This window comes from Microcoleus sp. D2_18a_B4 (genome assembly GCF_036702475.1).
In the GTDB taxonomy this organism is placed as follows: Bacteria; Cyanobacteriota; Cyanobacteriia; order Cyanobacteriales; family Microcoleaceae; genus Microcoleus.
The window spans coordinates 35,599-50,106 of sequence record NZ_JAUBTL010000059.1; the positions used below are offsets into that span (position 1 = coordinate 35,599).

Consider the following 14,508-nt stretch of genomic DNA (forward strand, 5'->3'; position numbering starts at 1 on the left):
TCAGTAGTCGAATTCAAAAGGTAAAACTTGAAACAAATTGGATTAGTGGCGATCGGACGAAATGAAGGGCAGCGCCTCCGCCAATGCCTAGTGTCGGCCACAGACAAAGTTGCCCGCGTCGTCTATGTCGATTCCGGCTCAACAGACGGTAGCGTAGAGTTAGCCCGATCGATCGGAGCCGATACAGTAGAACTAGACTTATCTATACCGTTTACCGCAGCACGCGCCAGAAACGAAGGCTTTGCCCGCTTGCTGCAATTAGTTCCAGACATCGAATTTGTCCAATTTGTCGATGGCGACTGCGAAATCGTTGACGGCTGGATCGATCGGGCCTACACCGAACTCGCAGCCAAACCAGACGTAGCAGCAGTATGCGGGCGCAGGCGCGAACGATACCCCGAAGCCAGCATCTACAACCAATTGTGCGACATCGAGTGGGATACCCCCATCGGCGAAACCAAAGCCTGCGGTGGCGATTCCATGATGCGCGCGGCAGCATTTGAGCAAGTCGAAGGTTTCAATCCCACACTAATAGCCGGCGAAGAACCCGAACTGTGCTTGCGGTTGCGCCAAAAAGGTTGGAAAATCCTCCGCTTAGATGTAGAAATGACCCTGCACGACGCGCAAATGAGCAGTTTCTCTCAGTGGTGGAAACGCGCTCAAAGAGCGGGTCACGCCTACGCCGAGGGTTCCTGGATGCACGGAAGCGAACCGGAGCGCCATTGGGTCAAAGAAACCCGCAGCACCTGGTTTTGGGGCTTAGTCTTGCCAGCGCTAGCCTTGGCAATGACATGGCCGACAAAAGGCTGGAGCCTGTTACTATTGAGTGGCTACCCCTTAGCAACCTATCGCACCTATAACTATTATATAAAGCATCGGGAGATCACAAGTAAAGAGGCAGCCATCTACGCTTTGTCTTGCGTATTAGCCAAATTTCCCCAGCTACAAGGTCAAATCCAGTTTCACCAGCGCCGATTACTGGGGCAGCAAAGCAAGTTAATCGAATACAAAACAACCAACTCTATTAATTCAGCCAGCTAGAATTACAGCTAACGTCCCAGAAAGTCAACCCCTGAGTAGCAAACAAATGAGTAATAAAAAATTAAAATTTTTACTAATTGTAGAGCCGTGCAATCCTGACTGGGCATCTGTACCTTTGGTTGGATACAATTTTTTTCAAAAAATTAACAACTTAGTTGATACAACCCTCGTTACCCATATTAGAAATAAACCAGCTCTAGAAAAACACCCGGAATACGAAAAAATTTTCTATCTAGAAGAAGGTAACTTAACCAAACAATATTATAAAATAGTGGCCTAAATTACGGCAAATGGACGAGTAAATAGGCCTCTTTATAATGCCTTGATCTACCCAATTTATGAAGAATTTAATCAGCAATTCTATCAAAAATTTAAAGGGAAAATCCTCAACGGAGATTATGACATAGTTCATGCAATTACCCCGATGATGCCGCGATATCCGTTTAAGGTAGTCAGTGTGTGTTAGCAGACTCCTTTTATTCTAGGGCCTGTGAATGGCGGCATTCCATTTCCACCAGGCTTTCAAGAAACGGCCAGACAAGAATTTGCTCAATTTAACTTTTTGAGAGCAGTTGGTCGAGCATTAATTCCAGGCTATGTAGAAACTTACAAAAAAGCCGACAAAATCCTAGCAGGTTCCACCTATACTTTAAATTTGCTAAAGGATTTGTTTGCACTCCCTGACCAAAAAATTGATTTGTTCTACGAAAATGGCATTTCCGAGGAATTTTTAAGTCAGACAAGTATCCCCAAGAAAGATATCAACCATATCAATTTGCTTTTTGTGGGCAGATTAGTGCCTTACAAATGCGCCGATGTTGTCATAGAGTCTATTGGGAAATTAGCCCCGGCAATTCAAAGCAAAATACGCTTAACAATCGTAGGAGATGGCTCGGCAAGAAATAACTTGGAAAACCGAGTCAAGGAGCTTAATTTAGCCGAAATAGTAAGCTTTGCAGGATGGGTAAATCAATCTGAAAATCGGGATTATTACAGGAAAGCCGATATTTTTTGTTTCCCTTCGATCCGAGAGTTTGGCGCGCCGTGGTAATGGAAGCTATGGCTTACGGACTTCCCTGCATAGTTGCCAATAACGGGGATATTGGTGAATACGTGAATGAAGAAACTGGTTTTAAGATAGAGCCGATTTCTAGAGAGTATCTCACCCAGGAGTTGACAAGTAAAATTAAGATGTTGGTAGAAGATGCTCGGCTGCGGGAAAGTATGTCAGCTAAGGCGATGGAAAAAGCCAGAGAATTTGCGTGGGAAAACAAAGCCCTAAAAATCGTCGAGATTTACGAAAAAATGCTCGGTGAGAAAAGTGTTAGTGCATCGACATAGTAGAGCGATATTGTTGAGTTAAAAATTAGAAAGCAGCTAGGAAATGAAGAAAAAATTGGATACTTCATTCCACAATCTTCAGGAGAAACACACATTTTTTACGGGCGGGAGCGACAATTTATTGCAAAACTTGGAATTGAAACAGATTTAGTATCAACTCAACCGCCCCCAGGGCGATCGCTTCTCACGTATGGGCAGAAGAAGCTCAAAAAAATACTGTTTATCTATTTCCCTTTGCTGCGAAAGATTTTATTAACTCATTCCTAGAGGTTCTCAAAGCTGCCCCCGCTGCATGGTGGCAGTGCCTCGCAGTTATTGCCAAAGCAAGTGACACATCCTTATCTGAAAAGATGCGACTCTTGGCATGGATTTTTGTGGCTGGCAAACTAGCAGGGTTAACAAAAACAAAAGGTTGGTCTCACATCCACGTTCATTCCTGTGCCAATGCCGCCAATATAGCCTTATTTAACTCAATTATTACAGGCTGTACTTACAGTATGACTCTTCACGGGCCTACTCTAGAAGTGTACGGGTCAAATCAGGAACAAAAGTGGAAAAATGCTGCTTTTGCGATCGTCATGTCTCAACTACTTCTCAATGATGTCAAACATAAATTAGCGAACTTTCTTCCCAAACAATTAGCTGTTGCTCCAATGGGAGTTAATATTGCAGAAATTAAACGCAGCAGCCCTTACAAGCCTTGGCAAGAAGGAAGTCAGTGCAAGATTTTTGCTTGCGGCCGCCTCAACCCGGTGAAAGGTCACAAATACTTGATTGAGACGGTAGAATTGCTGCGAAATCGGGGATTTGAGGTGAGGCTGCCAATTGCAGGCGAGGATGAACAAGGGGGCAGCGGATATCACCAATATCTACAAAAAATGATTGAATATAAATCGATGTCCGAATGCGTGGAGCTACTTGGGGCTGTATCGGAACAGGCAATTCGCCAAGGTTTAGAAGAAACTCACGTTTTCGCTTTGGCAAGTTTCAATGAAGGAGTTCCGGTTGCTGTGATGGAAGCAATGGCGATGGAGGTGCCGGCGGTAGTTACTAATGTAGGCGGAACTTCTGAGCTAGTAGATGACGGCGCGGATGCTGTATTAGTCCAATCAGAAAAACCCGAAGAAATGGCAGATGCGATCGCCAATCTCCTCCAAAATCTAGAACTTGCTTTGAGCCTCAGTCAGGAATCCGGAAAAAAATCATGGCTAAATTTAGCCACGGCCGCAGTGCAGAAACTTGGAATAACTAACCCGTCTTAGTTATTCCAAAGAACAAATTTAATCTAAGATTACATAAATCCAGTTGGGCCCAAAAGAAGTTATGCGAATTCTAATTGTTGCTCAGAATGCCTCAACTAAATTCGGCGGCGAGGCATTGCTGCCACTGAACTACTTCAGGATACTTCGCTCGCGCCAAATAGAGACATGGTTAGTGGTGCACGCGCGCACCCAGGCAGAACTCACCACGCTGTTTCCAGAAGAGCGCGATCGAATGCACTTTGTACCCGACACTTGGCTGCACCGGCTGCTTAACAATTGCGGGCGATTTATCCCTGCAAGAGTGAATGAATTTACTTTTGGGCTGCTCTCTCACCTGTACACCCAAGTGCTACAGCGTCGTATTGTCCGGCTGCTGGTGAGCGAACACGAGATTGATATTGTACACGAACCGACACCAGTCTCGGCAACAGTTCCTTCGTTGATGTTCGGATTGGGAGTGCCGGTAGTTATCGGGCCGATGAACACGTCGGTTAAATTTCCTCTGGCTTTTCGATCGCGCCAAAATCCTACGATTGATATTTTAATCGAGATCGGTCACCAGTGCGTCGATTTCTTCAATCGTCTTTTGCCCGGTAAACTCAAAGCGGAAACGGTGTTAGTAGCAAACGATCGCACGAAGCAGGCACTTCCATCAGGAGTGCGCGGTAAAATTATTGAACTTGTGGAAAACGGCGTGGATTTCTCGGTGTGGCGATCGGACTCTAGCTTACCAAGAGCCGCGACCGAGGCGGTTCATTTTATTTTTTTAGGCCGGCTGATCGACTGGAAAGCTGTAGATTTGATGCTGGAAGCATTCACGCCCGTCGTGGCTCAAACTGATGCAGTCTTGGAAATCATCGGTGATGGGGACATCCGAGGGGAACTCGAAGCTCAAACAGCTCGTTTAGGCATCGACTGCAGCGTTGTATTTAGTGGCTGGCTGTCTCAGGAGGAGTGCGCTCTCAAAATGCAACAAGCTGATGCAATGGTTTTCCCCAGTTTGCGGGAATGCGGGGGGGCTGTGGTGATGGAGGCAATGGCAGTGGGCTTGCCAGTCATAGCAACGAACTGGGGCGGCCCGACGGATTATATTGATTCCACTTGCGGTATTTTAGTAGAACCGACTTCTAAAGAAGGATTTGTCAAGGGACTGACAGATGCGATGCTCAAGCTCGCTCATTCACCAGAATTGCGGCAGAGTATGGGTTGTGCGGGACGGGAACGAGTCCGGCAGCATTTTGATTGGGAACGCAAAGTCGATCGAATACTTGAAATTTATCAACAAACGATCGACGATTGCCCCAAGCATTAGGTAGGCGACCATTAAAGCATAAAGCAGCAGCTTTCAGGTTGAAAGCTGCTGCTTGGGGGTGCTAAAAAAGTATGTGGCGGCCCAAAGACCCCCCTCTACATCCTAGCGATATAAAAACGGGTTAACCCGTTTGTTTGGTTAACCCGCGAGCTGGGAAATTTGCAGATCAATTAGTTTTGCACTACCAGCTTAACGTTGGCATTTTGCAAACCGCGCTGCTTGACTGCTGCCAAGGTCTTGTTAACTGCGTACTTCTGGTTGATGGAGTTGATTAACTCAGTTTGATTGTGCTTTTTGGCGACACCCCAGAGGTCGGCAATCAGGTCAAAGGAACCATCGCTATTGCGAGACCAACCCAGGTCATATTCGCCTTCCAGAATCGCCACGATGTCGGAGCGAACGCGCTGACCGTTATAGCCACGAACATCAGCTTCTGACTTGACTGAAATGCCCAAGTCGCGCAGGGAAGCTTTCAGGATTTCGGCATCGGTGATTTTGGTACGCAGTGTGCTAAAGTGAGACATTGGATTTCCTCCTAATACAACTGAGAGAGAAACAACAACGGTCTGGATTTAACGGTGCCGCTTGGCGGCTCTTGAATCGAACTGCTAGCTGTTGCTAGCCTTTGCTCCTGTTTGGACCAGGAGAAAGCTTTTAGAATTCCATTCGCTGGTATTCAGCGACGGAAGACGCAGCGGGCCGTGCACGCTGTCTAGCCCAATCTCGCAGGGCGGTGACCTGTTCGGTCATTGTTTTAGACAGTGGCATTGTGGATTTAATGGCCGCGATGATGTCTAGCTGCGTAAACTCTCGATCTTGAGCGAAGGCTTCGTACATTGCGGCTACTAGCGCTTGCTCAATCTCTGCACCTGAAAAGCCCTCGGAAACATTGGAAAGTTGCTCTAAATCGAAGCGAGTAATTTCCCGACGGCGCTTTGACAGGTGAATCTTAAATATATCTTGGCGTTCTTCTTTGGTAGGCAGATCAACAAAGAAGAGTTCGTCGAATCGGCCTTTCCTCAAGAATTCTCCCGGCAACCGCTCGATTCGGTTGGCTGTTGCCATTACGAAGACTGGGGAAGTCTTTTCTTGCATCCAAGTGAGGAACGAACCGAAAATCCGGCTGGAGGTGCCTCCGTCTGAGTCGGCCGAACCAGTGCCTCCTGCAAAGGCTTTGTCTAGTTCGTCGATGAAGAGGAGGGCTGGAGAGATCGATTCTGCGGTTTTGAGGGCATTGCGGAGGTTTGCTTCCGATCGACCCACCATCGAGCCGTCGTAGACTCTACCCATATCTAGCCTCAGCAGGGGCAGTCCCCAGAGGCGGGAGGTGGTCTTAGCAATCAGCGATTTTCCGCATCCGGGTACGCCGAGAATTAACATCCCTTTTGGTTGGGGCAGACCGTATTCTCTCGCCCTTTCTGTAAAGGCGTTGGAACGCTGTCTCAGCCACCGTTTCAGCTCTTCTAAACCGCCGACTGCATCCAGGGTTTCGTCTTCTTCAATGAACTCTAGAATGCCGTTGCGCCGAATTAATTGCTTTTTCTCCGAAAGAACTATGTCTACTTCTTCTTCTGTGAGGCGCCCAGTCGAAACTTGAGCTTTGCGATAAACTTTTTCAGCTTCGTCCTTGGTCAATCCCAAGGCTGCTTTTAAAAGTTTTTCTCGCCCTTCTGTAGTAATGCGTCGCGATTTCGTTTGCTCCAACTGACCAGACAATACTTGGTTTAGTTCCTTCATGTCTGGCAACGCGAAGTCTAATACCACTACTTCCTTTTCTAGCTCGATCGGAATTTGCTGCAAAGGAGACATCAGTATAATTGTCTTTTGCGTTCCTTTGAAGTGGGCGATCGCATCGCGCAACCACCTCGTTACCGGAGGAGAATCTATAAAAGGATGCAAATCTTTGAAAATGTAGATGCTAGCGTTACTGTTGGGTTCTCGCTGCCTGATCACCCATTCAATTGCTGCCTCTGGCGAGACGGTGTTGTGTTGGGTGGTGGTGCGGGGTTGACCATACTCCACAATGCCGTGAGTTACAGTCCAGATAAATACTCGTCGCTGTGGTTTCGCTTGAGCTATTGTCGAAATTGCTTGCTCACACCGCTCTTCCTCGGATGTCACGAGGTAGATCAGAGGATATTGAGCTTGGATTAGAATACTGATCTCTTCTTGCATATTCCTCGACCCACTAGAGACGGTGCTATCTTTGCTGAATCTCAATGCTGCCATTAGCCCTCTTACTGAAATGTTCAGTTTTAGCTTTTTGGGGAAGCAAGGCATTCTTAGCAGGGAACCAATTCTTCCTCTCCCGGTTTGGCCGTGCTGGCACTGACGCCCGACACCTGCTTTACTGGAAGATCCTGTTCAGCCAATACGCTCGGCTGACTTGTTACGGATGCCAGTTCTCCATCTCGCATTACTACTGAACCCGTGCATTCTGGACAGTTGTATACCCGATGGGTTTGTCCGTAGGAGGCTTCTACTTCGTCAACCAGTTCGGGATTTCCTAGGTAGAAGACAATTGCCCTTTCTGCAATTGATGACATCGGTTCAGTTTCGACTGCGGCTCGGATTTTGAGCTGGCGATGCAGTTCTGGTGGAAGATACAATGTAACTTTTTGCTTTTCTTGCATATGACAGTGAATTGACTTACCCGGGTATGTATATCAGATTAGCCGCTTAATTCTTTGCTGTCAAGCCTCTATGCTGCTTTAGCGTCATCTTGTAATATTTCGTTACATTTGAGGTAAATCTGGGGCAGTTAACAACGAAAAAGTTAGGGGTGTAGCTGATGAGGCCGAGGTGCAGCGGCAGGTATGGGTAGCGTCAATCGATTTGAGATTTTAGATTTGAGATTTTAGAGGCGACCCCACGGATAAATGCGGGGGCTTGAGGATTTTTGATTTTCGATTTTGGATTGATTCCACGGATAAATCACGTGGCGGGTACCACCTTTGAAATTCCTGGTCAAGGACGATCGACCAACTATAAATATCAACAATAGATATAGCCTTTCTCAGTAACATGAGGTGCTCTGGCGGGCATAGGGCATAGGGCATAGGGCATAGGGCATAGGGCATAGGGCATAGGGCATAGGGCATAGGCATAGGACAAAGCCCCCATACCTCACAACGCGATCGAACCGCTATAGTTGTTATTATATGATGTCCGGTCAATTAGCCTTTTTCTTACGGGTAATTGACCGGACATCATACAGCGTATCCGGCTCTTCCTTACTTACTGTGCCAAACTATTGGTTTAAGTAGTTGAAAATCAACCTATGTCTGAATTTAAGAAAAAACGGCTAAAATCAACTAAAACAAGACCATAAATCTTGGCTATATAATAATTTGTGCCATTATTTTAAGATAAATTAGCACAGTTACTAAGGAAGAGCCAGTATGGTGTACAGTCCGCGCCTTACCACTACAGATGGTGTCAAAATAGATTCCTTGCGTCCAAGACTTTATCCGTTGTACGGCAGAATTCAACACATCTGTGGCTTGACAACGTAAAACTCGTGTAATACACTGTAATTTATTGTACTTTTGTCAATTCTTACTGCCATGAAGCTAACTGCTGGTTGCTAACCCATCCCGATCGATTTTCAACGCTCTGTGCTTTAAAAACTACGAAATCCAGAGATTTGAATTGGGTAGCGACCTCTCGATCGTACTGCGATCGAGCGTCCAGCACTACGAGGACGGCTCAGCAAAGCAAGATGGAGCAGAAATATGCAAAAGAAAGCAATTCTCAACGCAGCTAATTTGACCTGCGAAGTCGCACCCACACGGACTTTGTTCGCAGATATCACTGTGGCGATTCATGAAGGCTCGCGCATTGGCTTAGTCGGTCGCAACGGCAGTGGTAAATCGACCTTGCTCAAGCTACTTGCCGGACAACTAATCCCGCAGATTGGCACAGTCGCGAGGACAGGTAGTGTTTACTATCTGCCTCAAGTCAGTACCCTCAATCTGTCTGCATCGAATGAATTGGTACTGGACTGGATCGCTTCTCATTCGGATGAATGGTGGAGGGTGACGACGTTGCTAGAAGAGAAGTTTGCCTCGGAAGTCTCGCTATCTCAGGCTCTGGGCACACTGAGCGGTGGAGAACTGACGAAACTTTGGTTGGCGATCGCTCTATCGAAACAGCCTGATATTCTGTTGTTAGATGAGCCAACCAATCATTTAGACCTGTTAACCCTGGAACAGTTGCAGACAGCACTGCAAGAATTTTCTGGTGCTTTCGTTATTGTCTCGCACAAGCCGTTTTTTCTCGATCGCACCGTCGATACGATTTGGGAATTAACGCCAGCGGAGTTAAAGGTTTACGGTGGGAACTACTCCTTCTATCGATCGCAAAAAGAAATAGAACATCAAGCCGCATTACGCGCCCACGAAGTAGCGCGAAAAGAACTAAAGCGAGCGAAAACATCAGCATCTCAGGAACAACAACGAGCAGCCCAATCTCGCCAACAAGGCCGCAAACGTGCCGACAGCATTCCGAAAATTCTCGCTGGTGCGTTGAAGCGACAAGCTGAAGTAATGGCAGGAAGTGCTAAGAAAAAACATGACCTAGCCGTAGAAAAAGCAACTAATCAAGTTACCGCAACCAAAATCAGAACGACGAAAACAACCCGGATTAAATTAGAAGAATGCAGTCAAAAACACAAAAATTTAATCGATATCCAAGGTGCTGATTTGAGATTAGGAGAGCGCCGATTAGTCAAAAATATTCAGCTTCATGTATCGTCCGAGTCGCGCATTGCTATTACTGGAAAGAACGGCTCAGGAAAATCCTGTTTAGCTCAAGCCCTTCTAGGAATGGAGCGAACTCCAGCAATTTTAGAATCCGGTGAAATTGCCATAAAATCTGCCCTAAAATGGGTATATCTCGATCAAAGCTATGAAATTGTCGATCGCTCTCGGACAGTCCTAGAAAATATGCAAATGGCAAACCCAAACTTAGACTATCAATTGCTGCGACAGCAATTAGGAAATTTTCTATTTTTTAATGATGAGGTGAACAAGCCTGCATCTGCCTTAAGCGGCGGTGAGTTAGCGAGATTAGGGCTGGCTGCGATCGGCATTTCTCAAATTGATTGGCTCATTTTAGATGAGCCAACAAATAATTTGGATTTGGAAACAGTGAATCAGATTGTTCATGGAGTCAATGAGTTTCAGAGCGCCCTCTGGGTCATTTCCCACGACCTCGACTTTCTCAGCCGCATTGGAATCACACAAGCCTACCAACTCCACAACGGCCAACTTCAGCCGCTGATCCATCAACCGCATGAGTTGGAACGTTATCATCAGGAATTACTTGAGATGCAAATGTCTTAATTCTGAAGCTCAGTGGCGCAGCCTACATCAGCAGGAGTAGCAAAAGCTCCTATTTTGGGAAGAAGACAATTTCTAGTTTCTGGGCAATACTGGATCAAACACAGTTCAACCTTTGAGGAAACGCTGATGAGATTATTGCGAACAATCGCCGCTCTATCGGCGGCCTTGACCCCACTGATGGCTGAAGCTGCCTTTAGCCGTCCCATGCCGGGAACAGCCGATTTTCCCAGAGCCTCAAACCCCCAAGTAAATGTGCCTGTTTGCTTCATAGAAACCCGAGGCGGCACAACTTTTGATTTAGTCAGCTTGTGCGGCAGCAATGCTGCTCCCCAAAACGCTGCTCCGGGCAATGCTCCTGCAAATAACCCCAATGCAAGCACTCCGCCGCCTCCTCCCCCGAACCCCAACGCCATCACCAGAGATGCTGCCGGCACCCCGATAACTACTCCTGCAGGCACGGCAAATCCCAACAATCCCAACAATGCCAATCCGGGGACTTCGCCCGCAGGTACTCCCAACAATGCCAATCCGGGAACTTCGCCCGCAGGTACTCCCAACAATGCCAATCCGGGAACTTCGCCCGCAGGTACTCCCAATGCCACTCCGGGAACTTCACCCGCAGGTACTCCCAATGCCACTCCGGGAACTTCACCGAGTACCAATCCCAATAATCTCAATCCGGGAAGTTCGCCCTATACCACTCCCAATAATCCCAATCTGGGAACTTCGCCGAATACCAATCCCAATAATCTCAATCCGGGAAGTTCACCGAGTACGAATCCCAATAACAGTGCGTCTCCCACGGGTGGAACTGCTGGCGGCGGCAACGGCGATTTAGTGCCCAATCCCAATATCAATCTTCCGAGAGTGCCGCCGAGTTCCTTTGGCCCTGGAGGTGTTGCACCGACTAGAGATGCGATTGATGGCCCCCGCCAGTAATAGGCGAAGTGTCAGAACTTTCATCACAGAAACCGGGTTTCTCGGAAACGTTCTCTTTTTCAGGGATATTTCACCCGCGAGAAAGCCGGAATATTTATTTGCCTGCTTAATATTGCTCTCAGGTGCGATCGGCATATTTTGTAGCAGAATAGCGAAATAAAAGTTAAGCTAAGAACTTGTAGACGCTATGGGCCAAGCACTCTTTCAAAACTGGACAACCAGGTAGAAGCAGTGATAGATAGCCAGCTTCAATCCGTAACAGGATTAGTTATCAGAAAATAGGGTTTAAAACCCCGTCCTTCTAGGACGGCTTTAATTTCTTAAATCCATTCCTAAAAATCCGGAAATTTCTTGTATTTGTGCTAGACTAGAACAGTCAAGGTTAAACTCCTTTGCCATCGTGAAACGGAGACACACTTTTAGGCATAAATTGTTGGACCGAGAGCAGCGAAAACTCTTAAAACAGCTAGAGGATCGACGCATTCTCTTTACCAGAAAACAAATAATTTAGTTCATTTGTTAAGTAGGGTAGGGCATACCCGAACTCTAGGTTCGTATCCTAGTACGCTTTTGGAGATAGACCCTCTGGGGTTGCTGTGAATTAGGCTCGTCAATTGGTGTAATTGCACGGTTGAAAAGTTTAAAGATTGCCGAAAGGACATAGCGCTTAAAGGTCAGTCGATGAATTAAGAATCCCTACGCCTTTAGGCTAGGGAGTGTCAACAGCACAGGTTAAAATTATTACCAGGCGGGTGCTCGCCAGCTCCAAGTTCTCAAGCTAAACCATTAAACAGGCATATTTTGGTTAAGCCAGTGTGGTTTGGAAAGTACCGGCTGATAACATTAGCGAGACAAAATTAACCCGATTATTCGGAGGCTCTTCATGAGCAAAATATTTGTTTTAATAAATTGGAACAAAATTGCTCTAGACCCGATCCTCTGCGTTGGCGTAGCCCCCGTAGGGGCGGGCTTCGCTAACGCACTTGAGGAGGACATCTAGTGTCAAACTTAGTTCAACGCTTAGAAATAACCGCTCATCCGCAACTTGAAAAATCCCTCGGCTATCGAGGAGATAGTCGCTGGGTAGCTTGGCGCTGGGAGCCCGACATCGACCAACTTATTTCCAGCGACGGCAAAACTGTCGGCACTGGCAATAATATGGCTTGGCTGGTGTTTTTGCAGCACGATTTAGTCGATCCTGCGGTACAAGAGTACAAGCTCGGCGAGGGCGATCGCTACTGGCTGCTTTTAGACACCGAAACTAGAAATCTCTACGTCGGAGAAGGGAAAACTGTTCAAAGTCTGCTCGAACAGCCGGAAAGTTTAGGTTTATTGGCCTGTCTCGATGGTGGAAATGCCGATCGACAAACGGGTGAAACTTGGCAGCAAACGCTATCTCAACTAACAGCCAAACCAGTTGTTCGCAACCTGACAAATGCCCTTCCTTTCGGTATCGCGGCCGCTTTGATAGGTGCTTTAGGCATCGGAACCGGATTGTGGGTAGTACCAACTGTGCAGCAGAAACTAGCCGAAAAAACAGCTTTTATTTCCCCAATTAGTTCTGGCGCCAACTGCGGGATTGGCGGTTCCGACGATTTTTCAGCTTATATCGGTTCCTCAAGCGGAAACAAAGAACTTCATTTAATAGGCGTTTACGAAGCTAATGCGGATCACAAGAACCGAGATTTATCAAAAAGTGCGATCGAAGTCAAAGTAGAACGCCGAAACAAGCCAATAATTCTCGCACTTTCAGCTTATGAACCCGTGCAATGGAACATTACCGCAGAACCGGGAGCCGTTATCGAAAAAATCATTGTTAACGGATACCACAACCAAACTGTTTCAGGAGTTTCGGGAATTCCGGTAGAAGAGCACAGCTACGAAGAAACCGGAGACAATCTCGGCGACTTTATGTACAAGTGGGGTGCTACCCCTGACAGTTCCAATACTTCTTCCCTCGTGACTAAATTGGAACAGAAAAACGGCACCAGTTTAACTTCTTTTCAAGGATGCTACAGAGGTAAAAACTTTAGTATTAATTGAGAGCAGTGACAGAGGGTGACAAGTTAGACAATTTTCGATTAAAGAATTGGGAATAACTGATTCGATATGGGTTTGCAAGTTGTTACAGTTCCATTCTTTTTTTTAACTGGTGTTAAAACCTATCCCCCTAAAATCACAAAACCCGCGTCGGCGGGTTTTTTATTGAGAGTTAAACTTATTTGCATCTGTATGGTATGATATCCGGTGGCGTCATTACCAATTCCCAATTCTAACAATACTAATAGATTTCCTATGAAATACTGGTACGAAACGCTCGCAGTAGCACAGCGAATTTTAATTGAATTGGGGAGGAGGCGACGCAGCTTAGTCTTGTGGAGTATTTTTCCAATATCTATCTTGCTAATTAACGGTTTAATTTTAAAAGAACGCGCTAATCTCACCACAGCAAAAGCCTTTGAAACTGCTGCACCTGCAAGCTTAGTAGGAGCAGCTTTATTTTTTAGCTGTCTCGGTGGTAGCGTAGCAACAGTAGTAGCAGAGCGAGAACAGCATACCCTCAAACGCTTGTTTATTTCCCCGCTGAGCGGCACATCCTACTTTTTAGGAATTTTCCTGGCTCACAGTTGCATCGGCATCGGTCAGGTAATTTTAGTATACACGATCGCCTCTTGTTTAGGAGCACAATTTCAAGGCTCTATTCTGTTAGGATGTGCGATTATTCTGCTCAGTATTGTATCTTATGTAGGTGTAGGCTTTATTCTCGGCACCCAGTTTGCGAGGCGCACTGAAGATGTCAACTCGCTAGTAGCAGCTTTCGGCGTCCCCTTATTGATTTTAGGAGGCGCATTTTTGCCTACTTCGCTGTTTCCCAAAAGTCTACTGGAACTCGCCCAGTACAATCCAATTTATCACATGAACGAAGCGCTGATGGGCGTGTGGGCTGACGGCAAAGATTTGGCTGATATTGCAGAACACTTTTGGTATTTATTCATATTTTCTATTGCCATGATTGCAGGTGGATGGCTTTCTTACCGCAGGATGCTGAGAGTAGAAAGAAGACTTTAAAACTATCTCATTATGTCGTAATATGGTTCAGTTAACACTGCTAATTCCCCGGAGATCCCCCTAAATCCCCCTTAATAATGGGAGTAGGGGTTGACTTTGAGCAACTTCTTGTCCCCCCCTTTTTAAGGCTATGGCTTACTCACATCTTTCTTAACAAAGGCGCTCCGGCTTCAGCCGGAGCGACCTCCGGGCGCTGGCT

At 46.5% G+C, this 14,508-nt stretch carries 11 protein-coding genes and 1 pseudogene; 9 read left to right on the forward strand and 3 right to left on the reverse strand.

Translation table 11 applies throughout. From position 1 onward, the window contains the following. Nucleotides 1-27 precede the first annotated feature (27 nt). The 5 genes and pseudogenes from QUB04_RS26325 (at nucleotide 28) to QUB04_RS26345 (ending at nucleotide 4,956) form a co-directional block, all read left to right on the forward strand. Complete coding sequence (locus tag QUB04_RS26325) at nucleotides 28-1,041, forward strand: glycosyltransferase (protein WP_333288967.1); 1,014 nt, start codon at nucleotides 28-30, stop codon at nucleotides 1,039-1,041. Between the two features lie 46 nt (nucleotides 1,042-1,087). Further along, nucleotides 1,088-1,321, forward strand: a complete 234-nt coding sequence (locus QUB04_RS26330) for a hypothetical protein (RefSeq protein ID WP_333288969.1) — start codon at nucleotides 1,088-1,090, stop codon at nucleotides 1,319-1,321. A gap of 516 nt (nucleotides 1,322-1,837) precedes the next feature. After that, a pseudogene (locus QUB04_RS26335) lies at nucleotides 1,838-2,220 on the forward strand (glycosyltransferase); the annotation flags it as partial. A gap of 338 nt (nucleotides 2,221-2,558) precedes the next feature. Continuing rightward, nucleotides 2,559-3,644 carry an exopolysaccharide biosynthesis GT4 family glycosyltransferase EpsE gene (gene epsE, locus QUB04_RS26340; RefSeq protein WP_333288983.1) on the forward strand — a complete coding sequence of 362 codons (1,086 nt, stop codon included), beginning with the start codon at nucleotides 2,559-2,561 and terminating at the stop codon, nucleotides 3,642-3,644. Between the two features lie 61 nt (nucleotides 3,645-3,705). After that, nucleotides 3,706-4,956 carry a glycosyltransferase family 4 protein gene (locus QUB04_RS26345; RefSeq protein WP_333288971.1) on the forward strand — a complete coding sequence of 417 codons (1,251 nt, stop codon included), beginning with the start codon at nucleotides 3,706-3,708 and terminating at the stop codon, nucleotides 4,954-4,956. Between the two features lie 170 nt (nucleotides 4,957-5,126). On the opposite strand, the gene QUB04_RS26350 is transcribed toward QUB04_RS26345, so the two are convergent. From QUB04_RS26350 to QUB04_RS26360, 3 genes are all read right to left on the reverse strand, one after another. Then, nucleotides 5,127-5,480, reverse strand: a complete 354-nt coding sequence (locus QUB04_RS26350) for a DUF1257 domain-containing protein (RefSeq protein ID WP_006635781.1) — start codon at nucleotides 5,478-5,480, stop codon at nucleotides 5,127-5,129. Nucleotides 5,481-5,610: 130 nt separating this feature from the next. Beyond that, nucleotides 5,611-7,131, reverse strand: coding sequence for a stress-responsive protein Ycf46 (ycf46, locus tag QUB04_RS26355; protein ID WP_333057291.1), 1,521 nt, complete (start codon nucleotides 7,129-7,131; stop codon nucleotides 5,611-5,613). 107 nt (nucleotides 7,132-7,238) lie between these two features. Next, on the reverse strand, nucleotides 7,239-7,589 hold the full coding sequence (locus QUB04_RS26360) for a hypothetical protein (protein WP_006635783.1): 351 nt from the start codon (nucleotides 7,587-7,589) through the stop codon (nucleotides 7,239-7,241). Between the two features lie 1,101 nt (nucleotides 7,590-8,690). On the opposite strand from QUB04_RS26360, the gene abc-f reads away from it, so the two are divergent. The 4 genes from abc-f to QUB04_RS26380 all read left to right on the forward strand — a co-directional run bounded on the left by abc-f (nucleotide 8,691) and on the right by QUB04_RS26380 (nucleotide 14,309). Then, the gene (gene abc-f, locus QUB04_RS26365; RefSeq protein ID WP_333288973.1) at nucleotides 8,691-10,301 is read left to right on the forward strand and encodes a ribosomal protection-like ABC-F family protein; all 1,611 of its coding nucleotides are present in this window, start codon (nucleotides 8,691-8,693) and stop codon (nucleotides 10,299-10,301) included. Between the two features lie 12 nt (nucleotides 10,302-10,313). Continuing rightward, nucleotides 10,314-11,240, forward strand: a complete 927-nt coding sequence (locus QUB04_RS26370) for a hypothetical protein (protein WP_333288975.1) — start codon at nucleotides 10,314-10,316, stop codon at nucleotides 11,238-11,240. A gap of 999 nt (nucleotides 11,241-12,239) precedes the next feature. Beyond that, nucleotides 12,240-13,283, forward strand: a complete 1,044-nt coding sequence (locus QUB04_RS26375) for a hypothetical protein (RefSeq protein WP_333288977.1) — start codon at nucleotides 12,240-12,242, stop codon at nucleotides 13,281-13,283. Nucleotides 13,284-13,535: 252 nt separating this feature from the next. Beyond that, entirely contained in the window at nucleotides 13,536-14,309 is a 774-nt protein-coding gene (locus QUB04_RS26380; RefSeq protein ID WP_333288979.1) for an ABC transporter permease, read from the forward strand. The last annotated feature ends 199 nt before the right edge of the window (nucleotides 14,310-14,508 follow it).